The 25461-nt window shown below is 48.4% G+C and carries 23 protein-coding genes; 1 reads left to right on the top strand and 22 read right to left on the bottom strand.

The window, feature by feature from the left end:
• Nucleotides 1–128 precede the first annotated feature (128 nt).
• The 5 genes from HMPREF1647_RS02940 to HMPREF1647_RS02960 all read right to left on the bottom strand — a co-directional run bounded on the left by HMPREF1647_RS02940 (nucleotide 129) and on the right by HMPREF1647_RS02960 (nucleotide 6252).
• Nucleotides 129–1367: a coiled-coil domain-containing protein gene (locus tag HMPREF1647_RS02940; RefSeq protein ID WP_052039109.1), complete on the bottom strand. Its 1239-nt coding sequence runs from the start codon at nucleotides 1365–1367 to the stop codon at nucleotides 129–131.
• A gap of 156 nt (nucleotides 1368–1523) precedes the next feature.
• Nucleotides 1524–2585: a nucleoid-associated protein gene (locus HMPREF1647_RS02945; protein WP_035431939.1), complete on the bottom strand. Its 1062-nt coding sequence runs from the start codon at nucleotides 2583–2585 to the stop codon at nucleotides 1524–1526.
• A 42-nt stretch (nucleotides 2586–2627) separates the two neighbouring features.
• Nucleotides 2628–3191, bottom strand: coding sequence for a PTS sugar transporter subunit IIA (locus HMPREF1647_RS02950; protein ID WP_035431941.1), 564 nt, complete (start codon nucleotides 3189–3191; stop codon nucleotides 2628–2630).
• A 135-nt stretch (nucleotides 3192–3326) separates the two neighbouring features.
• Nucleotides 3327–5432 carry an ABC transporter permease gene (locus HMPREF1647_RS02955; RefSeq protein ID WP_035431944.1) on the bottom strand — a complete coding sequence of 702 codons (2106 nt, stop codon included), beginning with the start codon at nucleotides 5430–5432 and terminating at the stop codon, nucleotides 3327–3329.
• Nucleotides 5422–6252: an ABC transporter ATP-binding protein gene (locus tag HMPREF1647_RS02960; protein WP_262363798.1), complete on the bottom strand. Its 831-nt coding sequence runs from the start codon at nucleotides 6250–6252 to the stop codon at nucleotides 5422–5424. Before HMPREF1647_RS02960 ends, HMPREF1647_RS02955 begins: the two co-directional genes overlap by 11 nt.
• Before the next feature lie 152 nt (nucleotides 6253–6404).
• Here HMPREF1647_RS02960 and HMPREF1647_RS06800 point away from each other — a divergent pair, with 152 nt between their 5' ends.
• Nucleotides 6405–7400 carry a GNAT family N-acetyltransferase gene (locus HMPREF1647_RS06800; protein WP_052039110.1) on the top strand — a complete coding sequence of 332 codons (996 nt, stop codon included), beginning with the start codon at nucleotides 6405–6407 and terminating at the stop codon, nucleotides 7398–7400.
• A 9-nt stretch (nucleotides 7401–7409) separates the two neighbouring features.
• Here HMPREF1647_RS06800 and HMPREF1647_RS02970 read toward each other — a convergent pair whose 3' ends face one another.
• The 17 genes from HMPREF1647_RS02970 to HMPREF1647_RS03050 form a co-directional block, all read right to left on the bottom strand.
• Nucleotides 7410–8372, bottom strand: coding sequence for a sensor histidine kinase (locus tag HMPREF1647_RS02970; RefSeq protein WP_262363799.1), 963 nt, complete (start codon nucleotides 8370–8372; stop codon nucleotides 7410–7412).
• Between the two features lie 84 nt (nucleotides 8373–8456).
• On the bottom strand, nucleotides 8457–9128 hold the full coding sequence (locus tag HMPREF1647_RS02975; RefSeq protein ID WP_035431948.1) for a response regulator transcription factor: 672 nt from the start codon (nucleotides 9126–9128) through the stop codon (nucleotides 8457–8459).
• 21 nt (nucleotides 9129–9149) lie between these two features.
• Nucleotides 9150–10169 (bottom strand): TatD family hydrolase, encoded by a 1020-nt coding sequence (locus HMPREF1647_RS02980; RefSeq protein ID WP_035431950.1) that lies wholly within the window; start codon nucleotides 10167–10169, stop codon nucleotides 9150–9152.
• The gene (gene rsmA / locus HMPREF1647_RS02985) at nucleotides 10162–11106 is read right to left on the bottom strand and encodes a 16S rRNA (adenine(1518)-N(6)/adenine(1519)-N(6))-dimethyltransferase RsmA (protein ID WP_035431952.1); all 945 of its coding nucleotides are present in this window, start codon (nucleotides 11104–11106) and stop codon (nucleotides 10162–10164) included. Before rsmA ends, HMPREF1647_RS02980 begins: the two co-directional genes overlap by 8 nt.
• A gap of 2 nt (nucleotides 11107–11108) precedes the next feature.
• Nucleotides 11109–12719, bottom strand: a complete 1611-nt coding sequence (metG, locus tag HMPREF1647_RS02990; RefSeq protein ID WP_035431954.1) for a methionine--tRNA ligase — start codon at nucleotides 12717–12719, stop codon at nucleotides 11109–11111.
• A gap of 79 nt (nucleotides 12720–12798) precedes the next feature.
• Nucleotides 12799–13674: a 16S rRNA (cytidine(1402)-2'-O)-methyltransferase gene (gene rsmI, locus HMPREF1647_RS02995; RefSeq protein ID WP_035431956.1), complete on the bottom strand. Its 876-nt coding sequence runs from the start codon at nucleotides 13672–13674 to the stop codon at nucleotides 12799–12801.
• The gene (locus tag HMPREF1647_RS03000; protein WP_035431958.1) at nucleotides 13674–14714 is read right to left on the bottom strand and encodes a glycoside hydrolase family 5 protein; all 1041 of its coding nucleotides are present in this window, start codon (nucleotides 14712–14714) and stop codon (nucleotides 13674–13676) included. Before HMPREF1647_RS03000 ends, rsmI begins: the two co-directional genes overlap by 1 nt.
• 93 nt (nucleotides 14715–14807) lie before the next feature.
• Nucleotides 14808–15236, bottom strand: coding sequence for a 6-pyruvoyl trahydropterin synthase family protein (locus HMPREF1647_RS03005; RefSeq protein WP_035426883.1), 429 nt, complete (start codon nucleotides 15234–15236; stop codon nucleotides 14808–14810).
• Complete coding sequence (locus HMPREF1647_RS03010; RefSeq protein ID WP_035431960.1) at nucleotides 15236–16789, bottom strand: PSP1 domain-containing protein; 1554 nt, start codon at nucleotides 16787–16789, stop codon at nucleotides 15236–15238. The genes HMPREF1647_RS03005 and HMPREF1647_RS03010 overlap by 1 nt, the downstream gene beginning before the upstream one ends.
• On the bottom strand, nucleotides 16768–17937 hold the full coding sequence (gene holB / locus HMPREF1647_RS03015) for a DNA polymerase III subunit delta' (protein ID WP_035431963.1): 1170 nt from the start codon (nucleotides 17935–17937) through the stop codon (nucleotides 16768–16770). The genes HMPREF1647_RS03010 and holB overlap by 22 nt, the downstream gene beginning before the upstream one ends.
• 7 nt (nucleotides 17938–17944) lie before the next feature.
• On the bottom strand, nucleotides 17945–18604 hold the full coding sequence (tmk, locus tag HMPREF1647_RS03020) for a dTMP kinase (protein WP_035431965.1): 660 nt from the start codon (nucleotides 18602–18604) through the stop codon (nucleotides 17945–17947).
• A gap of 188 nt (nucleotides 18605–18792) precedes the next feature.
• Nucleotides 18793–21306 (bottom strand): DNA topoisomerase I, encoded by a 2514-nt coding sequence (locus tag HMPREF1647_RS03025; protein WP_035431967.1) that lies wholly within the window; start codon nucleotides 21304–21306, stop codon nucleotides 18793–18795.
• 33 nt (nucleotides 21307–21339) lie between these two features.
• Nucleotides 21340–22128, bottom strand: coding sequence for a twin-arginine translocase subunit TatC (gene tatC, locus HMPREF1647_RS03030; RefSeq protein ID WP_035426889.1), 789 nt, complete (start codon nucleotides 22126–22128; stop codon nucleotides 21340–21342).
• 18 nt (nucleotides 22129–22146) lie between these two features.
• Nucleotides 22147–22770, bottom strand: coding sequence for a Sec-independent protein translocase subunit TatA/TatB (locus tag HMPREF1647_RS03035; RefSeq protein ID WP_035431969.1), 624 nt, complete (start codon nucleotides 22768–22770; stop codon nucleotides 22147–22149).
• A gap of 75 nt (nucleotides 22771–22845) precedes the next feature.
• A complete protein-coding gene (locus tag HMPREF1647_RS03040; protein ID WP_035431971.1) occupies nucleotides 22846–23157 on the bottom strand; it encodes an STAS domain-containing protein in 312 nt (103 codons plus the stop codon).
• A 9-nt stretch (nucleotides 23158–23166) separates the two neighbouring features.
• Nucleotides 23167–23943, bottom strand: coding sequence for a tetratricopeptide repeat protein (locus tag HMPREF1647_RS03045; protein WP_052039111.1), 777 nt, complete (start codon nucleotides 23941–23943; stop codon nucleotides 23167–23169).
• Between the two features lie 88 nt (nucleotides 23944–24031).
• Nucleotides 24032–25423, bottom strand: coding sequence for an aspartate aminotransferase type Ic (locus tag HMPREF1647_RS03050; protein WP_052039112.1), 1392 nt, complete (start codon nucleotides 25421–25423; stop codon nucleotides 24032–24034).
• Nucleotides 25424–25461 lie beyond the last annotated feature (38 nt).

Below are 25461 nucleotides of genomic sequence, written 5' to 3' on the forward strand. Positions count from 1 at the left end.
ACTTCTCAAGAATTTTCTCAAGCTTTTCAAGGTTTTTACCCTGCTTTTTTGCGCCAAATAGACAACAAAAGAGCTTGGTTGCATGCAACCAAGCTCTTTTACATAACAAGTTATGAAGGGCCAATACCTTAGCTTAGGACAACGCCACCAAGCCAGCCCCACCTTGGAGTACTCAAAGCACCAAGCTGAGAAATCCAAGAACTCAAGCTCTGGCTTCTTACAATACCAGAGAGGCAGTGCCTGACCATACCGCCGCCAATGTAGATGCCAACGTGGCCATAAATCAAAGCTGCAGCAGAGCCACCAAGGGTTGGAACAGCAATAATCATGCCAGGCTCAATAGCGCTCTGGTCAGTAGAGTAGCACCAGGAGTAGTACATATCACAGGCGTTGCCATAGAAGGTACCAACACCTGCATTTGAGAAGACATTGGAAACCCAAGCAGCACAGAAGCCAGCACCGGTAGATCCGGTATAGCCTGCAGCATTAACAACTGCAGCGGCAGAACCGGAACCAGCAGAAGAGGTTCCTCCTCCGCCACCGCCATAGTAGCTACTACCACCACCGCTGTCGCTTGATGCAGCAGCACGTTGAGCAGCAACACGCTCTGCCTCCTGCTGAGCAGCAAGAAGTTCAGAATCACGCTGGGCAATAAGCTCTTTGACGTTGTCATCAAGATTTGCAACAACGTTTGCTGCGTCTGCCTGACGAGCAGAAATGTCATTAAGCTGAGACTCCTGGGAAGCACGGAGATTCTCAAGTTCAGCCTTCTTATTCTCAAGCTCGGTCTTCTCGGACTGAAGAGCAGCCTTATCAGACTCAAGAGCGGCCTTCAGGTTTTTAACTTCCTCAATCATCTTCTGATCGGACTCAGAAATCTTATCGAGATAGTAAATATTAGAAGTGAGCTCCTCAAAGCTTGCAGAAGAAAGAATCATCTCCAAAGCACCGGCTGGGCCAGCCTTGTAGTTGCTGGACATACGAGCACCAAGTGCTTTTCTCTTCTCGGCAATCTGAGCTTCCTTTTCAGAAATCTCTTTCTGCTTAGCATCAATCTGATTCTGCTTATCTGCAATCTGATCAGAAATAGCGCCAATCTGAGAGTTAGTGTCATTGAGACTTGCCTGCATGCTAGAGACCTCATTAGAAATCTCATCAAGCAGCTTCTGAGCAGCATCGTAATCACTACGAGCAGCATCAATCTGAGCCTGGGTAACACCAAAAGCAGGACGGGTATTAATCAGGGATGCAGTAACGGCAGCGGCAGCAATGCCCATGCCGGCAAAAATCTTAAGAGCATCACGACGATTGAAAAGAGCAGCACTCTGCTCCTCAATGGTTGTGCCTTGCTGTTTCTTTAAACTCATAAGGGTCTCCTAGAACGTTTAGTAGTACGGTGTGACCTTTGAGAGACTATTCTACCCGAGATACACGATGATATTCAAAAAGATACGTAATTTACAAACTCTCCGAAACAAATTTCGGGGAGTTTTGGCTCTAAATTGTGAGGTCAGAGATAGGATTTAGCGGTTTTCAATATGTGCAACATTTTTTATTGAAATGGTAATCCTGCCATCAGACTCGTGAGAAAATTCTAGGTAACCTGGACGATCCGTTAGGTTTGAAGGGAATGAAATCTCAATTCCCGTATCGGTGCGGATTTTATGATTCTTTGCAATTCTGTTAGCAACACCGCGTTTAACAGGAACTTCTTCGGGGAGCTCTCTGCTTGCCACCTGAGCCTCGTACTTTTCCTGAATCTCAGGACGCTCCTCAAAGATACGCTTACCAACCTTAATAGGGTCTACTACCTCTTCTACCTCCGCTGCTTCTGCAACGGCGGCCTTAGCACGAGACACCTCAACAGCAGGCTCAAGTCCATACTCTTCAGCCAGGTCTTGAACAATAACAGTTACCTCACCAATAACCTCATGACTAGACGCCTCTGATGTGCACTCAAGGAAAAGCTCGGGGATGATGAACTTTCCCTCTCCTGCTACAGAGCGGTCATGGTCGTGGAAGTCAATGGCACCTGTATCCAGGTCAATGACTGCATACGAATCAACTTTTTGCGTTGGAGATGGCAGCGTTGCGTCTTGGCGCAAAATCTCGTTTGCCGAGCCGTTCACATCGTGGATAAAGGCCTGCTTGCGTGGGAGAAGCACTATGGCAAAGAGGCGTCTTCCCTCACCCTCAAATGCCTCAGCCTGAGCGTCCTCATCATCTGCAGCAGCACTGGCAAGTGCCTGACCTGCGTCGGTATCAATGTAGTCTGCTACAAGAAGATCACACTGCTCAACATCATCTGCGCGACGAAGCTCTTCCCAGAACCACTGAGCAATCTGATGAGAAAACTCTACAAACTCAACGTCTCCGTGAGCATACTCCTGAAGTCCTCCAGCAAAATTGCTGGTAGGAGCAAACTCTCCGTGCCTAGACTCTGGATTTGCCGTAATTTTACGTAGTCTACGCTGTACGTATGACTTTGTCTGACGATCCTCTAAATCCAAAGTAGATTGAGAGAAGTATTTAGTTCCCGTCTCAAAATCAAAGACGTGAAGAATTGCCTTAGTAACTCTAAGCATGTAAAACCTCGTTTATTGCAGATGTTTTGCTGGCGAGAAACCCTAGTGCTTGACGCACATCAGAGGATCGCCAATCTTAACCAGTGGACGACCACCAATCAGCGTTCCGGACTCACCAATGAGGTCAATGCGCTCGTACTGATCTGCATTAACAACGGTAACAACTACAACGTTCTCATATCCTGCTTCTTCAATAGCAGCAGCATCAAATGAAATCAGTGGAGTACCGGCCTTGACCTCATCGTTAGCGTGAACGTAGCGGATAAAGCCCTTACCGTTCATCTCGATGGTACCAACACCAATGTGAATCAAAATCTCAATACCAGTATCAGTGGTAAGGCCAATTGAGTGATTGGTTACGTTAGTTGCGGTAACGCGAGCATTGCAAGGAGCATAGACACAATCAAGACCAACGGGCAAAATGCCATAGCCCTGGCCAAAGAGACCGCTTGAGATTACCTCATCGTGAACCTCTTGTACGCTTACCAGGACACCAGAAACTGGTGCATAGATAGTGTCTTCCCTAGTAGCAAATGTAGCCTTCTGAGGCTGCTCTGCTCCGTTAGAAGGAACAAACACATTTTTAACCTTTGACCAAAGACCCATGATGCCTCCTTGAGTATGTGCTCTACACAGATACCATCTGACATAACGTTTCTATTTTACCTAAGCGAGAAGGACGAATGCTCCACAGAGGAACATCCGTCCTTCTTTCACGAATTTACAACACGAAAGTGCAATTTACTGCATCCTCTTTGCTCCCCTGAAGATGATTGAACGTGCAGCAAAATAGGTAACCAGGAAGTATCCACCATACAAAGCAGCTACGACTGCAACTACTCCACCAATGCTGCTAGCTACATCAAAGTTGCCAATCGACTTGATGACAGAAACCATAATAGACATTGCGCATGTTGCGTGCGCAGCTGCCATAAGCAGTGGGAACAGGAAGTACACGCCAATCTGAACAAAGAGTGCGCGACTTGCAAGGCCCTTCTCGGCACCTAGCTCTGCCAGGACTTGGTAGGCACGGGCGTTATCCGATGCCTCGGAGAGCTGTTGAAGTGCCAGAATAGCAGCGCACGCAATGAAGAGTACCAAACCAATATACAGTGCCAAATACGTCACAATACCAGAGAGTCCAACAGTAGATTGAATGTACTGAGAAGCAGTGACCACAAACATTAAAGAATATGGGTCGGAATCGTTGCCAGTTAGGCCACCATCGTCAAAGTACTGCTTCATCTGATTTCGGAACTGAGCTTCAGTAGCATCACCTGGAGTTTGGTAGTTACCTAAGATATAAGAGTTGGTCAAAACGGTGCTTGAAGGGAAACTTTGATCAGCAACAACCACAATTCCAGCTGCTGGCATAAGTGCAGGACCGCCTTGTGTCTGCGCAATGTCGAGCGTTCCGCCAACAGCATGAAGCTTGTGGCCCTCAATGGTGAGCTCGGGATTGTTTGCAAGAGAATCCTGCCAGTATTTTGTGAGATTAGTATCTAGCGTCCAAACCATATAGCCGTCAGTACCAAAGTCAACAGGCTCAAGCCCAGATGCAACGCGCAGTTTGTTGTACTGAGAAGCTCGCATCAAAGTTACGTTTTTCTGCGCAGGATCTTCCTGGCCACTATAGCCGGTAAAGTAATCACTAAAGCGCTTGCCTGTTACAGCATCAATAGAGCCATACGTAAAACTAGGCGTTGTTGGATCACTTTGAGCGTAGTACGTATCTACCTGGAAGGCGTTTTTGATAGTTTTATCCCACTCTGGATCTAGCTTCTGCACTACAGAAAGGTAGTCGTACGAATCTGCTGGACCAGGAGTATAACTGCGCTCTGAGCCTGGATTGATTGCTACAGAAACATCGTACGTTTTAAGCTTAGAGAAACTGGCGTTCATAGAGTCAACAAGCGAGAAACCCGTACCAAGTCCACAGACTGCCACAAAGAGCATAGCGCAGACTAGAGAGATAGAAACCCAAGCAGTATTAACGCGGGCGTTAAACTGACGCAGGATAAATGAGTGAAGACCCTTGTAGTAGAAGCCCTTCTGCATCTGCATAAATCTGAGCAAAAAACCAGAGATTGAGAAGAAGAAGAGTGCTGTGCCCACCGATACCAAAGCAGTGGCCATGGCAAACTCGTCATCTATCTGTTTTAAACCATTGTGCTGAAGCAGAGTATAGGAATAAGCAATGATTCCAAGAGAGGCCAGGAAGAGCAGCACTGAGACAGTAAGATTCCTTACCTTAACGGTCTGAGTTACTTTGTCTGCGTTAAGAAGGTCAATAAGCTTATAGCGGGACACCGTGGTGACGTTAAAAATCAGCGCAACCACAAACATAACTACAAAGTAAATAACCGTTTGAATCAGTGCAGTTTGCGAAAAGACAAATTTGAACGAATCAAGAGTCGTATTGAACATGTGGGCCGTTGCAAACATCATAAATTGAGAGATAAAAATACCTGCAACAAGTCCAACTACCAGGGCGAGAAAACCAACAAGCAGTGTCTCAATACTCATAATCTTAGAGACATTTCTCTTGGTCATACCCAGTATCTGGTACATACCAAATTCTTTTTTTCTACGGCGAATCAGAAATTGATTAGCGTAGACAACAAGAAATCCCATAATAACGGCAAGAAAAACGCTTACTCCAGAGATGGTATTACTTAAGAGCTGAACAATGCGTCTCTGGTCTTCAGAAAGATCCAGCACCATGGATTGCTGAGTAATTGAATTGAAGGAATAAAACAGTGCAACGCCTACTGCCAATGTCAGAAAGTAAATGCTGAAATCGCGCAGTGATTTCTTGACGTTACCAAGCGCGATTTTACTGTACATCAGCACCCTCTCCTCCCAGGAATGAAACAACGTCCATGATCTGGTCAAAGAACTGCTTACGGGGTTTCTCGCCGCGGACTATCTCATTAAAGATGCGACCATCTTTAATGAAAATAACGCGATGAGCGTAAGAAGCTGCATATGAATCGTGAGTGACCATGGCAATGGTTGCACCATTACGGTTGAGGTTCTCAAGGCTTTCAAGAAGCGTGCGGGCGTTCTTTGAATCCAGAGCGCCGGTTGGCTCGTCTGCTAGGACCAACGAAGGGTTGGTAACAATTGCTCGAGCAGCAGCAACACGCTGACGCTGACCACCGGACATCTCGTAAGGGAACTTGTCCAGCACCTCAGTAATCTGAAGCAGCTTGGCAACGTTTTCTACGCGCTCCAAAACTTCCTGAGCACGGACGTGACCAATGGTTAGTGAGAGCGCGATATTCTCGCGAGCAGTAAGGCTATCAAGCAAGTTGGCGTCCTGGAAAATAAAGCCCAAGCGGTCACGTCTAAAGGCAGAAAGCTCTGCACCGCGCAGGCTGGAAAGCTCTTGGTCATCAATAAAGATGTGGCCCGCAGATGCCTGGTCAATGGTAGAGATGCAGTTCAAAAGAGTCGTTTTGCCAGAACCAGAAGGACCCATGATAGCGATAAACTCACCGCGAGCGACAGAAAGATTAATGCCGTCCAGCGCCTTAGTGATATTTCCACGAGTTCCATAGTACTTCTCGAGGTTTTGACAAACCAAAACGGTGTGAGGGGTAAGTGCTGAAGATTGTCCAGCCACAACAGTTGACTGAGTTGGAGCTGTTTGAGTAGCTGCCATGTTGCGTCCTTTCATTGAGAGCGAGTAAATCTTGAGATATATACTCCGTCACTACCGTTCACGTTGCCATCGATTGACCTTACAGAAACCTTACGCTTTTCTCACTTTGATGTGTCAAAATATCACTATCAAGCATACGGGAGGGGCATGCTATGAAGTTAGTAATTAAAAGATTTGGGCAGCTTACCGCTAAAGAGTTATATCAAATTCTTTCTCTAAGAGCAGAAACGTTCATTGTTGATCAGCAGATTATGTACAACGATCTTGATAACGTTGATCAAGTTTCTACCCATGTCTTTTATCAGGATACTGACTCGGTAGCTGCATATTTGCGCATCATTGATGCAGGACAGTCATACAACTCCCCTCTTATTGGTCGCGTATGTGTTAGCAACAAAGGCGCTGGTATTGGCTCAAAGCTGCTGCACGATACCCTTGATTACCTGGCACAAGAAAGTAGTGCTTCCAAGGTGTTAGTTGAGTCGCAACTCAAAGCCCAGCCCTTCTACGAGCGCGCTGGATTTACGCAGGCATCTTCTAAGGTACTTGATCACTTTGGCGTCCTTCACCATGTGCTCTCTTTTGACCTTGATGCATATCGTCAGGCGAGAAACACGGTCAATATTGATGATGCTACTGTGTCTATTCGACCTCTTGAAGCAACCGATTTGCGCTCGCTGCAGAAGCTTAGCGTAGAGACATTTGTAGATACCTTTATTGACTCAAATACAGCAGATGACTTAGCAAGTTGCATGGACTCGCTCTACAACACAGAAAAGCTTGCCCGTGAGTTTGCTGCTAAACACTCATATTTCTATTTTGTTGAGGTAGAAGACCAGGTAGCTGGCTACCTGAAGCTCAATACACGTTATGAGCAAACCGAGGGGCAGCGCGATGACTCACTTGAAATTGAGCGCCTCTATATTCTTCCGCACTACAAAGGCCTGCACCTTGGATCAAAGCTCATGAAATTTGCCCTTGATTTAGCAAAAGAGAAGGGAAAGAAGCGCGTGTGGCTGGGTGTTTGGGAACACAATGAGCCTGCTAAGGCATTTTATTCACATTGGGGATTCACGCGCTTTAGTCAGCATACCTTCCCAGTAGGAAGCGATCCTCAAACGGATGAATTGTGGGAGCTCACTCTGTAAGCTATGCTTTTATCGCAAGTCAGTGAAGGACTGATTAAACGTAATAGAAAAAGTTGAACCTTTACCAATGGTACTGCTCACAGCCAGCTTAAGGCCCATCTTATTACAGAGTTCATAGCAGAGATAGAGACCCATACCGGTAGATTTTGCGTACTTGCGACCATTTTGACCGGTAAAACCCTTATCAAAAATTCGAGAAAGATCCTCTTCAGGAATACCAATGCCATTATCCTTAATGAAGAGAGTGGTTGAAGTAGTTCCCTCACGTGGCTCTGAGACAGAGGCAGAAATCCAAACGTTCTTCTCGCCAGGTGCAAGCTCTGGATTTGAATACTTTGCAGCGTTAATTAGGAGCTGTCGCAAAATAAATTCAAGCCATTTTGGGTCAGCCTTGACCACGTGGGCCAAGTCATCAAAATGCGGAGAAACACCAGCGTCAATGAAGACGCGTGCGTTGTTTTTAAGAGCATCTTTTACGATGGACTGCAAATTGACGTCTCGAATAGAAAAATCTCGATCTACAGATGCGCTGCGTGCATAAAAGAGCGCTTGCTCTACCAGAGTTTCAATCTTGGTAAGTTGCGTTTGCACGTCATCCATAGGTAGCGATGGATTATTCTGAGCAACCAAATGAGCTGCAGCGATGGGAGTCTTAATCTCATGCACCCACATCTCAATGTACTCGCGATATTCCTTTGATCGCATATGCTCATCGGCAAGCTGATCCATCATAGACTTGGACATGCTTGAAAGTGCGTCTTTAAAAAGATGTTCTTCCAGCGTTGAAGGCGTATCCAGCATGGTAGGAACCAGATAGCTCTCTTTATCAGTTGCTGCTAAATTCTCAGCAAGCTGCTGGTAAAACCAACGACGATGAAAATAATCGGCTAATAGTGCAGCTGTTCCCACTACCCATAAAACCAAAATACAGTAGGCAATAGCAAACGCGTTAAGCCCAACGCCCTTAAGCATAAAGCCAATTAACGTGCTGCTAGCTATAAGCGCAAGAAAAAAGATAGTTCGATTTTTTAGATACTTAAAAAACGTCATGACAGCCTACTCAATAACGTAGCCAAGTCCGCGGCGTGTCATCACAAAGTCCTCAACGCCAATGCTTGCAAGAGTATTTCTAAGGTGGCTAATGTTTACCGTCAACGTATTGTCATCAACAAACTCATCCGACTGCCACAGCTCTTCTTGAATACGTTGACGAGAAACAACCGTTCCTGCATTTTGCATCAAAAGTGAAAGTATCCTGAGCTCGTTTTTGGTCAGCTCTACACTTTTCTGATTTGCAGAGACCTTACAGGAAGAAGAATCAAGCATCACACCTGCATGTGAAAGCTTTGTTCCTGTTGTGACATCGCTATTTGCACGCCTCAAAACCGAGGTTATGTGCATAAGCAAAATCTGGGTGTTATAGGGCTTGGCGATAAAATCGTCCGCTCCTAACGAGAGCACCATAAGCTCATCAAGGTCTGTGTTTCTGCTGGTAACTACAATGATGGGAACGTTTGAGAGCTGTCGTACTTCTCGACAAATCTGTTGTCCGTCAATGCCAGGAAGGTTAAGGTCCAACAAAACCAGGTCTGGATGAGCGGCAATAATCTGTTGAGGTACAGACTCAAAAGACGTGAGAGCCTGGGCCTCAAAGCCGTTTCTTTGTAGCAGGAGCACCAACTCTTGCTGAATCTGATGGTCATCCTCTACTACCAGGATTTTTGTCATATGTGCTCACCTCCTGCTGTGCTATGCAAGTCCTACAAAGCGCTGGGCGTTTTCCCACAGTATGGTATACGTCTTCTCTTTGGGGATATCAAGTCGCTGCCAACGAAGCTCCGCCAAGCGCTCAACCGTGTGCACCACCATCGCTGGCGTACACTCCCCTCCACGTAAAGGCTCTGGTGCCATGTAGGGGAAATCAGTCTCTGAGAGCAGTTGTGCCTCTGGGCAGGAAATCATTGCAGCTCGAATATCATCTGAGCGCTTAAAGGTTGCTGCGCCACCAAAGGCCACGAAGCAACCAAGATCTGCAAAGGGCTTCATGATCTCAGGACCATCGGTGTAGCAATGCAGGTCACAGCCAGCCTTAGGCACTCCCATACGGTTCAAAATTTCAAGCGCCAAATCATGAGCATGTGTATCATCAGCACCATCACGTAGGTGTAATTCAACGCGTTGATTATGCTCGTGTGCAATGGAGAGCTGGCGCTCAAATACTTGGCGCTGGACCTCTTCTGAAACCTCGCAGTACGGTCCAAAATCAAGGCCAATCTCTCCCACGCCAACACAAAGAGGATACTCAAGCAACTCAAACAAGCGCTGTTCAGCTTCTTGGTTGTAGTCTGGTGCACTATACGGATGTGCACCAACTACAAAATACGTGTGCTCAAACAAATACTCTGCAGGTAAATCGCAGGGTATGCAGAGATTTGCCTCAGCCAGCTTTGTATAAGCAGCGCGAGCCTTGTTCAAAGTATCCTCAAACCATGCAATAAAAGCGCTGGTGTCTGCCCACTTACGAGGGAACTCCGTTGCAATATCTACGGGAACAATAAGCATGCGAACGCCCGCTGCTGCAGCACGGGCAAGAGACTCTGCAGCGCTGTGCTCGTGGAGGCTGCCCAAATGACCATGGGTATCGGCAACAGGCGCCAAAACACGCGGCGCTGGGCGAGGCGTACCGTAAATATCATGGAATAGCTGACCGTCAGAAAACGAAAGTGCTTCTACTTCTTCTGCTGGTAGATGATGCTTTTTCTTACTCACTCAAAGGCTCCAAAGCAGCCGCAAGACAAATAAAATCTTGGCTGGTCAAAACTTCTGCACGCGCCGTAGGCGCAATTCCTGTGGCGAGAAACACCTGGTCTAGCTTGTCTTTATCAAAACCAGAGGCGCTCATTGAATTACGAATGGTCTTTCTGCGTTGTGCAAAGGCGGCGTCAATGACCCTCATGGTATGCAAAAGCTCTTCTTCAGAAAGAAGTTTGGAGGTCAGCGGGTTTCTCGCCTGGGTGCGATCAAGACGGACCACAGCAGAGTTGACGCGTGGTGGAGGCATAAAGTTGCCAGGACCCACTTCAAATCTGCCAGTAACCTGCGCAAATAAAGACAGCTTTGCGGTGTAAGCGCCATATGCCTTGGTAGAAGGCTTGGCAGCAATTCTGTCGGCTACCTCAGCCTGCACCATGACTACCGCTCGCTCAAGCGAAGAAAGCTCCTGGAAGAACTTGAGGATCAGCGTAGCTGCCACCTGATACGGCAGATTAGATACAAACTTAGTTGGCATCGGAGCGCTCGTTGCTGCGTCATGAGCAACGGTCGGAAGCGTGCTGTAAGCCTCAGCAAGCTTCTGCTGCGTAATTGCCAGAGCATCTCCCATAACCAGCGCAAACGAGTCTGGATGAGGCTCCTTGCAGGTTACCGCCAAGACTTGCTCCAGTTCAGAGTCTGCTTCAAGTGAACAAACCGCACGGGCGTTGTCGAGCAAGGCCACCGTAAGGGTGCCCAAACCGGGCCCAACCTCAACGACCACGTCGGTAGGCTGAACCTCTGCAAGCTGGACGATCTTCTCGATAATATGGTCTTGTACCAGGAAGTTTTGGCCCAGCCTGTATTTGGTGGCAAGGCCAAAACGTTCCAGCGTTTCTTTAGTGGCGCGCTGATTAGCTAGCCACGATGTCTGATGCGATGCGTGCTCCGACACGATTACTTGCTTGCAAGACGTGGGAACAGAGCGTCTCCCTTAGAGACAGCCAGGCCGCCCTGAAGCTTGCCCCATACGCACTCGCTACGGGTATCGGTAGAGGTAATCTCTGCCTCGTCAAGGCTCATACGACGAAGAACCTCTGCAGATGTGGTAGGCATAAATGGCATAAAGAGATGTGCGCAAATGCGGATAGACTCAAGCAGCGTATAGATAATCTCTGCAAGCTCTGATGCGCGCTCTGGGTCTTTTGCTACCGTCCAAGGAGCAGCGTCCTCAATGTAGTGGTTAGCTGCGTGAACAAGCTCCATGATGATGTTCTTAGCGCCCACGTAGTCCATCTTCTCCATGCATGCGGCATAGCGGTCATAGATGCCCTCAGCCAGCTTGCGCAGTGGATGATCTGCAGGAACAGTAGAACCATCAAAGGTTGGGGTGACGCCCTCAAAGTATTTATCGCTCATGTTAAGAGCGCGAGAAACCAAGTTACCCCAGCTATTTGCCAGGTCAGCGTTATAGACCTGCTCCATGCGCTCGAAGGAAATGCCAGAGTCCTCACCAGGAGTGACGTCGGTCATGAAGTAGTAGCGGTAGCCCTCAACACCCAGCAGGTCCAAAACGTCCTTAGGTGCAATGGCGTTTCCACGAGACTTACTCATCTTCTCAACAACGCCGGTCTCAGAATTGCGGACGTTAAGGAAGCCGTGAGCAAAAATATGCTCAGGTACAGCCTCACCAAGAGCCATAAGCATTGCAGGCCAAATGACGCAGTGGAAGCGGATGATATCCTTGCCAACAACGTGCATCTGAGCTGGCCAGAAACGCTTTCTCATGGCAGCAGCCTCTGGACTGTCTTCACCGTAACCAACAGCGGTGTAGTAGTTGAGAAGAGCGTCAAACCAGACGTAGGTTACGTGAGACTCATCAAAAGGAACCGGAACTCCCCAGTCAAAGCTGGTACGGGATACAGAAATATCCTGGAGGCCAGACTCAACAAAGCTTCGAACCTCGTTTGCACGGAAATCTGGCTCAATGAAATCTGGGTGCTGAGCATAGAGCTCAAGCAGTTTATCCTGGAATGCAGAGAGCTTGAAGAACCAAGACTCCTCAGAGACACGCTCAAGCTCACGATGGCAATCTGGGCAGAGATGTGCGCCCTTGCAACCAGCCTCTTCATCGGCCTTCTCTACCTGAGTCTCGGTGAAGAAGGTCTCCTCGTGGATGCAGTACCAGCCATCATAAGATCCCTTATAGATGAAGCCAGCCTCACGCATGCGCTCCCACAGATACTGGACTGCTTTTACGTGGCGCTCATCGGTAGTACGGATGAAGTCGTCATATGAGATATTCAGCTCTTCATAGAGTCCCTTGAAGAAAGGAACCTGCGAGTCACACCACGCCTGTGGAGACAAACCGTGATCAGCTGCAGCAAGAGCGACCTTCTCGCCATGCTCGTCCATACCGGTGAGGAAAAATACATCGTAACCAGCAGCGCGTCTAAAGCGAGCCTGGATATCGCAAAGCAAGGTGCAGTACGCAGTTCCTAGGTGTGGCTTTGCGTTGACGTAATAAATTGGGGTGGTAATAAAGTATGACGGCTTGGCCTCGGGCATAATGACTCCCTTTGTGTAAGTTGCAATAACTTATCCAGTATAGAGCAAATGCTGGGCGTTCTTTGTGTTGGTATGGTGATTATGCCTCGTGAGCAAGAATTTCCTGGTATGCCTCGTCACGCGCAATACCAAACTTCTGAGCAAGCTCCTTGGCCAGAGCTGATTTTCTCGTACCAGCAGCAAGACCAGCCTCTATTGCATCTTCAAGCGAGAGCTGAGACTCTCCTTCTGCCTGCGATGATACAGAGGCAAGCTCTTCATCTGTAGGAGCTGCAATGACCAGAACACACTCGCCTTTAAGATTCTCTTTTGCAGCAAGTGTCTCAACAAGACAAGGAGCCACGTCGCGCACTACTTCTTCGTGCAGCTTAGTAAGCTCTCTGACAAGAGCCACCTGCCTGGTTGGAAACACCTCGGCTATGGCCTCGACCGTTGCAAGCACTCTAAACGGAGACTCATACAGCACAATAGTGCCAGGAATTTGCGCAAGCTGCTGCAAGCGCTGAACAATCTGTCCATGCTTTCTGGGCAAGAATCCTTCAAAGAAGAAATGATCACTTGCCAGGCCCGATGCAACAAGCGCGCAGGTCACCGCAGAAGGACCCGGAATAACCTCCGTTGCAAGACCTTCTGAAAGCGCCGCGTCTACCAAATGCTGACCTGGGTCAGAGATGCCTGGCATACCGGCATCTGACACAAACGCAACACGTTGACCCGCGCGAAGCCTCTCAAGCGTTGGCTCAATTTGCGACTCAATAATATTTTGATCACAGCGCTGTAGCGGTACATGAATGTCAAACGCCGAGAGGAGCTTTGAGGTCACGCGCGTGTCCTCACATAAAATGACATCTGCTGCTGCAAGCGTTTCTTTAACGCGCGCTGACGCGTCCGAAAGGTTACCAATAGGCGTGCCCACAATAGACAGTTTACCTGCTAAAAGAGTAGATTCTGTCATTACTCGAGCATTCCCCTCTCAAACGTTGCAAGCGCAACGCGTGCGTCCCATGCAGCCAAAAATGCGGAGGTCTTCCAGGTCTGGAAGAACCATGCAGGACACGTATTGTACACTTTGAGCTGGCCGGAAGTGTAAATGCGCTCAAGTGCAATTCTTCCCTCTGCCGTCATAGCGCCGTCAATGCTTGGAAGTGATGCTGACCACTTACCCACCATGACCGGCAGACCGCCTGAAGCAGAAGTCTTCAAATACGCTTCGTTTTTATCAATAAGCTGCTGTACACCCCTAGGACCTGAGCAATCAATTCCCTCGCAGGGTTTATCAAGGTGTGCATCAAGCCAAACGTTTTGATAGGCCTGCTGGCTCATAAAACGCCTAAATCCCTGAGGCCAGCCACCATCTGGAAGAATGACCACAGGCTCTTCTCCCGCCACAGATCTAATGGTCTCATAAGCACGGCGATAATAGTTTCTAAGCGAGTGACCAGGAATACCATCTGTGAGCTTAAAGCCCCTGCGCACACGAGGCTTAACCTCATCGGCTACCTCAATGCCATAAAAACCGCTGCGGTGAGCATAGTGAAGAGCAAGTTTATGCAGAATAGAAAGCGACTTCTCCCCAGAAATTCTCGTGCGCGGAGCACCACCTGGCTGGTCATTCAAGCCATCAGGCAAACCTGGATTTACTGCCAGTACAAAAATAACGTGCAGGCCAAGTTCTTCTGCCCATTCAAGAGCTCTATCAAGCTCGGTAATGCAGCTAACATATGGAGTCCCCGCAGCTTCTTCATCAAAAACGTACCAAGGCACAGAAATTCTTACCGCATTAAAACCACGAGCGGCAATGCTGACAAAGTCAGAACTCTGAATAAATGAAGAACGATGCGCTTTAACAAGATTGTGGTAGTCCTCAACGCCCAGCGCTTTAATGAGCTGAGCCTCATCAACGCACCCTGTGCGTGCAAACGGCTCAGGAGTTACCCACGGTTCAAGCGTAAGCCAACCAGTTAAATTGACACCCCGCAACGCTCCGTGAGCCATGAAATTCCACCTCGCCAAAAGATAAAACCTCTACATACGTAGAGTATACCCATCGAGGTTACGTTGCTCGCACGAGCTTTAAAAAACAACAGGTTACTTCATATTTTTTGAATATATGGCGCAATTGTTAGGGGTCTCATCAACCTCAACGGAAGAGACGGGCAAACCTTCTGCCTCAAGTTGCTCAAACAGATACTTTGCCAGATTTTCTGCTGTTGTTCTAAACGGCAAAATGGTAAGTGAGAAACCCTCTTCTTTAAGACAAGTCAGCGTCTTTTCAGAAAGAGAACCCTCCTCAATCAAAAACGTATGATCAAGGGAATCACATAGCGCGCGGACCTTGCGCTTAAAGACACCAAAGTCCATAACCATATCTTTTTCTGTACCAGACTCACCAAGCTCTGCAGTTGAAATGCAGGCAGTCACATGCCAGCGATGGCCATGCAGGTTCTCACACTTGCCGTAGTAGTTGGTAAGAAAATGCGCTGAGTCAAAGGCATATTCAGTCTTAAGCGTATACATTACTCGTTGTCCTTTGAGCCGCGACCGCGATCATCGCGTCCAGCTCTTCTATGTCTACGACGTGCAGCGTTTTGTGGCTGAGTGTCTCTAGATGTAGCGGTAGGCGCACCATTAGAACCAGAAGTATTCTGTGGGGCGTTCTGGGTCTTCATGCCCGCCCTATCACCTGGACGACGAGTCCTTTTTGCACGAACTGGTGCCTGTGCCTCATCAGCTTTCTGTGGTGCCTGAGGAGCATCTGTCCTTCTAAAACGCTTACCCTGAGGCTGCTTCTGCGCAGGAGCTGTACCCTGCTCATTTTTCTGAGGAACCTGAGTATTTGCAGCACCTTCATCCGTTGCGTGATGACGGCGGCGGGTACGACGAAGCGTATCTGTTGCAGCATCAAAAGTACTAGAGCCAGGGTTGACCTGAGCATTCTTCGAGGTTCTTACACGACGGGTGCGAGAAGAACTTTGAGCACCTTGCTCTTCTCGAGCGTTTCTTGCACCGGAATTCTTGACGTTTTCCTGCCTATTTGCAGAGCTCTGCTCAGAGCGCTCACGCTTGCGCCTTGGAGTCTCTGTGACAAAGAGATCAGGGTTAATCTCTGGTTCTTCATCAACAATCAAACCATTTGCTCTATCAAGTTCTGCCAGAGCCATCTGAACCTCAACAGATTCAAGACGCTCAAGTGCAGCGCGAGAAACGCTGTCTGGCCTGCAAGAACAGCCAAGGTCTTCCGACTTCTGCTGAGCCGCAGGAGATGTGTCCATGTCAGCAAGAGGAATACGTACCACCTTGCCACTCTCAAGACGAAGCGCAATCTCCTCTTTTGGCGTGTTGTACTCAACAATTTTTGCCATACCCAGAGGAGTCTCAATAACAGCATTGCGCTTTGGAGCACGGTTCTTAAAGTCGCGATAGGCTTCAAACTCATAGCGCAAGCAGCACATTAAGCGACCACACGCACCAGAAATCTTAGTGGAGTTCAGAGGCAAATCCTGCTCTTTTGCCATACGGATAGAAACTGGCTCAAAAGAGAGACCAAACCTTCTACAGCAGAGCTCTTGTCCACAGTGACCGTAGCCACCAATAACCGCTGCTTCTTCCCTGACGCCAATCTGACGCATGTCAATGCGCTCATGAAGCTCATGAGAAAGCTCACGAACAAGCTGTCTAAAGTCCACACGATCATCAGCCGAGAAGTAACACACGACCTTCTCGCCATCAAAAAGGTACTCGACGCCAATGGGCTTCATCTCAAGTTCTTCTTGAACAGCAAACTTCCTGAACACAGGAAGCGCAGCCTCGCCCTTAGCGGCAAGCTCTTCTGCGCGAGATAGATCCTCTTCAGTTGCTACACGAACAACGTCTTTGAGCTCGGCTTTGTTTGTCTTGTACTCAAACTCCTCCTGAGAAATCTCACGAGGATCAGCAACAGCAAGACCAATCTCTAGACCGCGCTCGGTCTGACAAATAACGTGGTCACCTTCAAGAACGCCGGACTCCTTTGGATCAAACCAAAGGTCGCGCGCGGCGTATTCAAATTTCACCGGGACAACGGTGGGCATGTAAGTGCCTCCTTGATATGCAGCAGCATAACCTCAAGGGTTAGCTGGGGAGAAACGGAGCGGTCCAGGTTGTATTGAGCCTCTTGCACCGCAGCAAGAGCCCCCAAAACACCCTGAGTATGAGTTTGAGATGCAACGCGGTCAATAATGCCTGCTGCATCCGTATTTACTATCTCTTCATCAACCGCTTCGCAATTTAAAAGTACGTCGCGAAGAAGCGATTCCAGAATTGCCAATATTTCTATGATACCCGAACGCTCGCGCGCTGTGAGTTCTCGCTTATTTGCAGCTTCAACCTGCTTCAAAGCAGCACTCGTGAGAAAGTCCTCGTTTTGAGCAAGCGCCTCTTCTTGAGCGCGTCTTACGTCACCAAGGGGAATTTTTGCAGCTTCTATCAGCTCTTTTGCGGAAGTAAGCACATCCCACGAGTCATTTCTGAGCAAGTTACCAAAAACATCAATGAGCTGTCTGCGAATGTTTTTGCGTGTAGAAGACTGCAAAAACTCCACAGCTCTACCAGGGGTTCCTGTTGCTGCAAGCGCAATACGAGCTTCCTGCTCTGTGGCAGAAATCTCTCGCATAATAGCGGCCTTAGCTGCAGCATCAGTAAGCGTTCTAAACGCAACTACCTGACAGCGAGAAACAATGGTGGGAAGTACCGCAGAAGAAGAGCGCGCAGACAGAATAAAGATGGTGTCTGCAGGCGGCTCCTCAATAGTTTTGAGCAGCGCATTTGCTGAGTTTTCTCTGAGCAAATCGGCGCGGTCAATCACGTAAATCTTATGAGTTGAGCGCATGGGCGCCAGACTAACGTCTGCAATGAGCTGGCGAATCTGTTCAATGAGATAGCCATTTGCGGAAGCTGGAGTAAGTACGTGCACGTCAGGGTGGGTACCGCGAGAAATACGAATGCAGTCGTCACAGGCAGCGTCGCCACCTTGAGCACAGAGAACACACTGCGCTAAAGCCTTGGCCGCAAGTCCTTTACCAGAACCAGGAGCACCTACAAACAGATAGGCATGAGCAAGCTTGTGCTCATGCAGTGCACGCGCAAGCAAATTCTGGACCTGAGGTTGATCCTGAAGGCGCGTTAATGCCTGAGGAAGTGGATAGGTGTTCTGCGTAGTATGTGCGCTCTCTTGAGTCATAAACGGATCACTCACCAAGCTCACAAATACCAGGAATAAGATCAGCTAACAGCTGACGAGTACGCGCGCGTACCTCGTCAATACTGCCATCTGCATCAACAGCTTTTACGCGCTCTGGCTCATCTTGCAGAAGCTGCTTATAACCAGCAAAAACACGCTCCTGGAAGGCAACGCCTTCTGCTTCTAGCCTATCGGCATCATTTTGCGTAGCACGTGCATGAGCAACTGTTGGCTCAAGCATAAAGACAAGGGTTCTATCAGGAGAAACCCCACAGCTTCCCAAACGATTTGCACGGTGTACAAGGTCTGTATCAAGACCGCGACCAGTTGCTTGATACGCATAGGTGGAATCGTAGAAGCGATCACATAAGACAACCTTGCCCGCAGCTAGAGCTGGGCGGATAACCTCCCCCACCAGCTGAGCACGACTTGCTTCGTAGAGCAACAGCTCACACTCATCACACATCATGCCGTTTTCTGGGTTAAGAACAACGCCTCTAATCTGCTCAGAAATAGCAGTTCCACCGGGCTCGCGAACAAAGACCACGTCAAAGCCAAGAGCTTCAAGGTCTTCTCGCAGAAGAGAAGCTTGTGTTGACTTGCCACAGCCATCAACGCCTTCAAGCGTGATAAACAAGCCCTGTGATGTACGTGCGTCTTTGTTCATGCTTCCCTCCCTCTTAACTATCTCACGATACAGGCAGATTGTGTTTCTCGCCATGAATATTCTAAAGGTTTTGCGCATTTCCACATGAAGAGTGCTCAAAAATGGGTAAAAATACGTATGGAGCGGGCGTTGGAGAGGGACGCTCGTTCTTCCGAAAACGGTGCACCTCTCGATGCACCGTCATACGTTTACTTTTTTGCTGCCTTGGTGGATTTGGTGCTCTTAGTACTCTTACGAGCGCCTCTACGCGAGGCAGTTTTCTTTTCTTTACCAGGGCAATCATAGTTTGGACAAAGCTTCCAAGGACCACGCTGAGTAGTAACAACCACCATAGGAGCGCCACAATCCGGGCAGACCTCATCGGTCTTCTCGAGCTTTCCACGAGCAGGCAGAGGATAGCTGGTCTCGCACTCCTCGTAGTTGGTGCAGCGAATAAAGCGCTTACCCGTGCGCTCTGACTTATGAGCTACCAGATCCCCGTGCTTGCCATTGGCCTTGCAGGTTGGACACTCACCCACAATAAGATCTGGCTCTGCGTTTGTAGGGCAAGCGGGATTGATGCAGGTCTCATACGCACGCTGCCTAAACGGTTGCACCTTTACGCGAGGAGCACCGCACTCTGGACAGACGCCAGCCTCTCCCTCAAGCGGCTCAACGCGTCCCTGAGGCAGCGGATAGGTAACATCGCAGTCTGGCCAACCCATGCAGCCTACAAAGCTTCCACGAGTCTTCAGAGAGCTCTTAGCAACCAAATCTTTGCCGCACTTAGGGCAGGTTCCCACCTTTGCGTCAGCAGTAACCGCATCAGCAATGGCCTCAGACAAGTCTTCTTTATGGTCAATAAGCGTATCAATCATGCCCGCAAGCAGCGCTCTTGAGTGCGTAACAACACCATCACGCGTATCTTTGCCCTCAGCAACGCTTGTCATATCGGACTCAAGCTCTGCCGTCATATCAGGCGAGGTAATGTGTGGAGCAAACTGCGAGAGCGCATCAACAATTGCCATACCAAGCTGACTTGGCTCAACAGGATCATTCTTGAGGTATTTACGCTGGTAGAGCGTATCAATAATGGAGGCACGCGTAGACTTTGTACCAAGGCCTTGCTTCTCCATCTCTTGAATAAGCTTACCCTGGCTGTAGCGAGCAGGTGGCTCTGTCTGCTTAGCGTCAAGCGACAAAGACTGAATAGAGACAATCTCTCCCTCACCAACATCAGGAATCTGATCGTCTTTCTTAAGGCCAAAGGGATAAATCTCTCTAAAGCCTGGCTCTGCCAGCACGGTTCCATTTGCAACAAAGGGCTGACCAGCAACGTCAAGCGTAATCTTAGTGCCGCTCATAGTAGCTGGACCCATAAGAGTTGCGAGGAACCTTCGAGCAATCAAGTTATAGAGCTTCCAAGCCGCAGGCTGCAAAGCATCTGGATTTGCAGCTGCTGTTGGATAAATTGGTGGGTGGTCAGTAGACTCCTGCTTACCACGAGTGGCATGAAGCTTTGGCTGACCCAAAAGCTTTTTGCAGGTAGGAGCATACTGAGGAACTGCAGATAATGTACGGACACAGTCCTTCAAGTCAAGAGAACTTGGATAGACCGTGTTATCAACACGAGGGTATGAAATCAAGCCGTCCATGTACAGAGACTCTGCCAAACGCATAGTTCTAGCTGGCGAGATACCCTCTGCAGCTGCAGCTGCCTGAAGCGACGTAGTGTTAAACGGAGCTGGTGGCTGCTGCTTTCTGCTACGAGACTCAATCTCGACAACCGTTGCCTGTGTCTGATCTTTAACAACGGCGTAAGCTGCATCTGCTTCAGCTTGATCCCAGAACCTTGCGGTCTGATGAACCATCTTAAAGGTTGCATCCGCATCATCTTCTGGAGCAGCAACACCAGAAATAACCCAATAATCTTCTGGCTTAAATGCCAAGCGCTCACGCTCGCGCTCAACAACAAGTGCCAGCGTAGGAGTCTGAACACGACCAGCAGAGCGCGTATTGCCCAGACCTCCAAAGCGTGCAGAGGTCAGGTAACGGGTCAGTACAGCACCCCAGATAAGGTCGATATACTGCCTGGACTCACCTGCTGCAGCCAAGTTGTAATCAAGATCCACCAGGTTATTGAAGGCAGTCTCAATCTCTGTCTTAGTAAAGGCGGAGTAGCGTGCACGAAATACTGCCAGATTAGGATTAACCGAGAGAACCTGTGCCAGCGCATCAGAGCCAATAAGCTCTCCCTCGCGGTCAAAGTCTGTGCCGATAATGACAGACTCTGCCTTCTTAGCAAGGTTCTTGAGGGCGCGAATAATTTCTTTTTCTGCAGGCTGTTTATCTACAGGAGCCCAAATCAAATAGGGCAAGCTGGGGATTTTCCAGCCCTTAAGGTCAACGCCATCTGCCATAAAAGGCTTGCGCTTAACCTTATAAGGAGGACGCTCAAGGCCATCTGGAACATCTGCAGGAAGGTGTTCCCCTTCTGCAGTTTCTCCATACCAGCCCTCTTCCTTGTCAAACTTGAGAGCCAAAGGAAAATCCGGTTGCAGAATATGACCACGAAGACCAATAGCGACATGGTCTTCTCCGCCACGTCTAAAACGATAAACAGGAGTGTTGTATACCTTGTCTGTCTCAGGCTTACCCGATTCAGACAGAAGGCGAGCAATCTGCTGCGCTGCGTCGTTTTTCTCGGTAACAACTAGAATCAAAGAACAACACTCTCCAAAGTAAAAATGAAACTATTAGATTTTGTCTAGCTCATGCTGCTCGTAGTCCTCGCGGCTCCACTTAAGAGCGGCTTTGCCATCACGGGCAATAATGACGTAGCGAGCAACGGCCAGAGCAACTTCGTACAGCAGAATAAGAGCTGCAAACATCAAAATCATGGTGACAGGTGATGCGTCAGGAGTGACTACTGCAGAAAGAATCATCAGGCCAACATAGACATAGCGCCACTGCTCACGCATATCCTTGTAAGGAACAAGGTGAAGAATAGCCAGGTAGAAGATAACTAGTGGAAGCTGGAACGCAACGCCAAAGCCAATCTCAAACATCATAATAATGTTGAGATAATCGCTTGCCTCATTAATAGTTCCTGCAAACTCCTGCGACTGACCAATCATCCAACCAATTGCAGTGTTCAAAATGATGAAGTAGCAGAACAGCATACCCAAGAAGAACAAGGTAATCATGGCTGCCACGGTAGGAACAACCCACTTGCGCTCTTTAGCGTTAAGTGCAGGCAAGAAGAAAGCCATAATCTCCCAGATGATAATAGGTGTGCAGATAATCACCGAGAAGAAAAAAGCTACCTTAAACCTGATACTAAAGCCGCCGAGGACCGAGATAACCGTAAGCTTACCATCGGTCAAAAACTCCCTGATAGGGTCAATCAAGATCTCAATCAATGCAGGCGTTGCAAAATAAATAATGATCGCGGTAACAAAAAGCGATACCACCACAATGGTCACGCGGCGACGGAGTTCTCCCAGGTGATCAAAAAGTGGCATACGAGCTGGAGTAATAGGCATTACACACGAAAGCTGGACTTATGCGTCCTGGCTTTCTCCCTCCTCTCCAGCAACTTCTTCTTTCTTGTCTTCTGCCATAGAGCGAGAAGAACGTGCAGATCCAAGGTTATAGAGGTCTTTTGCAGATGGAGCTGCAGCAGGAGTTTCTTCTGCAGCCTTAGGTGCCACGTGCTTAGTTGCCTCTGTAGAATCATCGGAGAAAGCAACAGAAGACGTAGCTTGTGGTGCAGCAGCAGGAGCTTCTTCAGCAGAAACGGCCTCTGGCTGCTCAGCCTCCTGGGTCTGCTCAGCTTGCTTATTCTGCTCAGCCGCCTCAGCAGCAGCCTTCTCAGCTGCCTCGCGCTCCTCCTTGAGGCGAGCACGACGCTCAGCAAAGGTCTCCTGGTGATCTGTATCCTCGCGGTCAGCATCAGATGCAGCATTTTTGAGCTGCTCGGAGCGCTTGGGTTTCTCGTGAAGTGCATCCGCTGCAGGATCAAGTAAATCTGCACGGACAACTTTATTAAAGCCTTCTTGAGCGTTCTGGAACTGTCTGAGAGCACGGCCAAGCGTACGGCCCATACCAGGTAATTTATCAGGACCAAATACTAAAAATGCAAAGAGCAGAATTAGTACGAGCTCTGTTTCTCCAATGCCAAACACAAGCGATACCTTTCTGGAACAAACATAAACAAGCTCTTTGAACGGTTACATCAAAGAGCTTGCAAGTTACTAAACCTACTTGCGAACGTTAAGGTCTTTATCAACCCCAAGAAGCGTAAAGACACGCTCCACGTTTTTCTGAGGGTTTGCAACAACAAGCACAGAACCGCTCTCTTGTGCTCGATGTGCGGCACCCACTAAAACGCCAATGCCCGTCGAATCAATATAAGCTACCTCAGCAAAATCAGCTTCAACTTCTTTTGCTCCATCGGCGAGCGCAGTATCCAAAGCATCACGAAGCTCGGAGGCGTTTGATACGTCTACCTCACCCTCAATGCGAATAATGGCCTTTGTATCTGTAATTTCAGAGCTTATCTCTAGTGCCATAACTCCTCCTTACTTGGTGTTATTTGAAGAGGTAGAGGTGTTTCCGTTTAATGCATCAAGAACTTTCTGCGCATTATCCCTCACACCGGCGCTATTATCGGAATCCTTTTCAATTGCCTTCTGCAGTGCCTCTTTTGCAAGATCTACTTGATCAGTAACACGATACATCATTCCCAAATTAAGCCAACCGTTAGCATAGTCTGGAGAGCGATCCGTTACTGCCTTAAGTGCCTCAACAGCACCTGTTTGATCTCCTGCGTAGAACTGTGCAATGGCCCTATCAACACGGACTTCATCAGAATCATTTGAAGCAAGATACGTATCGTACTCAGCAATTGCTTTGTTAATCAGCTGCAAAGACTGCTTCTGAACAGAATCATCTTGAGAAGAACTCTTAAGCGCCATTCCCCAACCTAAATAGGTACGAGCCAAATCAAGATGTGCTGGCAGATTATCTGGGTTTGACTGAATGGCAGACTCTTTTTCTTCTGCCTGCTTCTGATAGACCTGGTTAATAGCCTCAGGAGAATTCTGCTGAGTCTGATGCTGCTTTTGCGAGTTAGAGAAAATGCTGGCAAGAGAAGGTAGCATCATAGAAATAGCAATAAAGAGCGAGAATACGCCAATAGCAATCTTCATGCTTGTAGAAGGACCTGGCTTTTTAGGAGCCTCATCGGGCTTGCGATCCTTTGCCTTCTTTTTTGCTGTCTGGTTTGCCATGGCAACCAGCTCTTTTTCTGCCTTCTGTTCTGGTGTAAGTTCTGGCTTTGAAGTATTAGTTGGCATTCAACATCCAATCGCTTTTTCTAAACATAACTTATCAAGATACGGCAGAATGGGCCTACTTTCAAAGGAAATACCAAAGTTACACAAGCTATCCCCAGACGCTCTGACCGCGATCAACTTTTGCCAGTCGAGCACTTACCTGTTTAACAGCAACAATAAAGACATCAAGTGCTGCATCAAGCTCTTCCAACGTTGGGTAACTTGGAGCAATTCTGATATTAGTATCAAAAGGATCTTTACCGGCTGGCCATGTAGCTCCTGCAGGTGTCATGGTAACGCCCAGCTCATTGGCGCGAGAAACAATTGCGCGTGCAGAGCCAACGGGACCATCAAACGAGACAAAATAGCCACCCTTAGGATGAGACCAGGTTGCAACGCCTAGATCTCCCAGACCCTCCTGCAATTTGCGTTCAACCAGTTCAAAACGTGGTCGAAGCAGCTCGGCATGCTTTTGCATATGAGCTTCAATACCTTGAACATCTTTGAGGAAACGCACATGTGCCAGCTGCGAGATTTTCTCGGGAGAAACTCGAGCAACCTTGAAAGCGCTTTGGATTTCTTTAATGTCTGCAGGACTTGCAGCAACCCAGGCCATGCCTGAGCTTGGGAAGGTTACCTTTGCCGTTGAGGCAAAAGCAATTACCAGGTTCTTTTGAACATCGTCTGCAGCAACCTCTGCAAGTGCATCAAAGATATTGAGGAGCTGAGGAGCCTCAGATTCTGGTACAAAGGCGTGAATTGCATAGGCGTTATCCCAGAAGATTCTAAAGTCAGGAGCCGCAGGTTTGAGATTTGCAAACGCACGGACTACCTCATCTGAATAGGTAATGCCCGTTGGGTTAGCAAAACGTGGCACACACCAAATTCCCTTAACAGAACTGTCGTTTTCAACAAGCTCCTTGACAACGTCCATATTGGGGCCGTCATCGGTCATAGGTACTGCAATATTTTCAAAGCCGTAATGCTGTGTAATAGCAAAATGACGGTCATAACCGGGAGCAGGACACAGGAACTTGAGCGTGGTACCCTGAGCCTTTGCAGCCGCCATCTGCTCTGCCCAAGAAGGCTGACCAGCAAGACCATGGGTTACGGCATGAGAAATAATGTCGTGCATAAGGTTAAGGCTAGAAGAGCCATTTACGATGACCTGATCAGAAGGTACACCTGTGAGCTCTGCAGCGAAGGCTCGCGCAGAAGGAAGACCCCAGGGGTCTCCGTAGTTGTCTGCAAAAGAACCGCCATCAGTCAGGTCAGAAGTGGAGTTCAACTCGTCAAGCATAGGCTTAGACAACGCCGTCTGTGCAGGGCTTGGCTTTCCGCGAGCCATATCAAGTTTGAGGTTTTTCTCGCCAAGTGCACGAGCTTCTTGTCCAATAAGCTCAAGAGCCTGGTTAAGCTCAGCATCGCTCATCTTCTGATAAGCGTTTTGCTCAGAGGTTGACTTTGGCTGGAACAGTTCGCGAGAAACTAGCTCAAACATAACACTCCCCTTTTTGGTCTTTGCGTGATACAAAGTAT

The sequence above is a fragment of the Lancefieldella parvula DNF00906 genome (assembly GCF_000758945.1).
Lineage (GTDB): Bacteria > Actinomycetota > Coriobacteriia > Coriobacteriales > Atopobiaceae > Lancefieldella > Lancefieldella parvula_C.

Excerpts from the sequence above, each read along its gene's own strand:
- HMPREF1647_RS03040 (WP_035431971.1), bottom strand. The coding sequence starts at position 23,157 with ATGGCACTAGAGATAAGCTCTGAAATTACAGATACAAAGGCCATTATT.
- HMPREF1647_RS02975 (WP_035431948.1), bottom strand. The coding sequence starts at position 9,128 with ATGACAAAAATCCTGGTAGTAGAGGATGACCATCAGATTCAGCAAGAG.
- HMPREF1647_RS02950 (WP_035431941.1), bottom strand. The coding sequence starts at position 3,191 with ATGGGTCTTTGGTCAAAGGTTAAAAATGTGTTTGTTCCTTCTAACGGA.
- HMPREF1647_RS03050 (WP_052039112.1), bottom strand. The coding sequence starts at position 25,423 with ATGTTTGAGCTAGTTTCTCGCGAACTGTTCCAGCCAAAGTCAACCTCT.
- HMPREF1647_RS02960 (WP_262363798.1), bottom strand. The coding sequence starts at position 6,252 with ATGGCAGCTACTCAAACAGCTCCAACTCAGTCAACTGTTGTGGCTGGA.
- HMPREF1647_RS06800 (WP_052039110.1), top strand. The coding sequence starts at position 6,405 with ATGAAGTTAGTAATTAAAAGATTTGGGCAGCTTACCGCTAAAGAGTTA.
- HMPREF1647_RS03045 (WP_052039111.1), bottom strand. The coding sequence starts at position 23,943 with ATGCCAACTAATACTTCAAAGCCAGAACTTACACCAGAACAGAAGGCA.
- tmk (WP_035431965.1), bottom strand. The coding sequence starts at position 18,604 with ATGAACAAAGACGCACGTACATCACAGGGCTTGTTTATCACGCTTGAA.
- HMPREF1647_RS02955 (WP_035431944.1), bottom strand. The coding sequence starts at position 5,432 with ATGTACAGTAAAATCGCGCTTGGTAACGTCAAGAAATCACTGCGCGAT.
- metG (WP_035431954.1), bottom strand. The coding sequence starts at position 12,719 with ATGCCCGAGGCCAAGCCGTCATACTTTATTACCACCCCAATTTATTAC.
- tatC (WP_035426889.1), bottom strand. The coding sequence starts at position 22,128 with ATGCCTATTACTCCAGCTCGTATGCCACTTTTTGATCACCTGGGAGAA.
- HMPREF1647_RS02945 (WP_035431939.1), bottom strand. The coding sequence starts at position 2,585 with ATGCTTAGAGTTACTAAGGCAATTCTTCACGTCTTTGATTTTGAGACG.
- HMPREF1647_RS02970 (WP_262363799.1), bottom strand. The coding sequence starts at position 8,372 with ATGCTTAAGGGCGTTGGGCTTAACGCGTTTGCTATTGCCTACTGTATT.
- HMPREF1647_RS03010 (WP_035431960.1), bottom strand. The coding sequence starts at position 16,789 with ATGCCCACCGTTGTCCCGGTGAAATTTGAATACGCCGCGCGCGACCTT.
- HMPREF1647_RS03000 (WP_035431958.1), bottom strand. The coding sequence starts at position 14,714 with ATGGCTCACGGAGCGTTGCGGGGTGTCAATTTAACTGGTTGGCTTACG.
- HMPREF1647_RS03005 (WP_035426883.1), bottom strand. The coding sequence starts at position 15,236 with ATGTATACGCTTAAGACTGAATATGCCTTTGACTCAGCGCATTTTCTT.
- rsmI (WP_035431956.1), bottom strand. The coding sequence starts at position 13,674 with ATGACAGAATCTACTCTTTTAGCAGGTAAACTGTCTATTGTGGGCACG.
- HMPREF1647_RS02940 (WP_052039109.1), bottom strand. The coding sequence starts at position 1,367 with ATGAGTTTAAAGAAACAGCAAGGCACAACCATTGAGGAGCAGAGTGCT.
- holB (WP_035431963.1), bottom strand. The coding sequence starts at position 17,937 with ATGACTCAAGAGAGCGCACATACTACGCAGAACACCTATCCACTTCCT.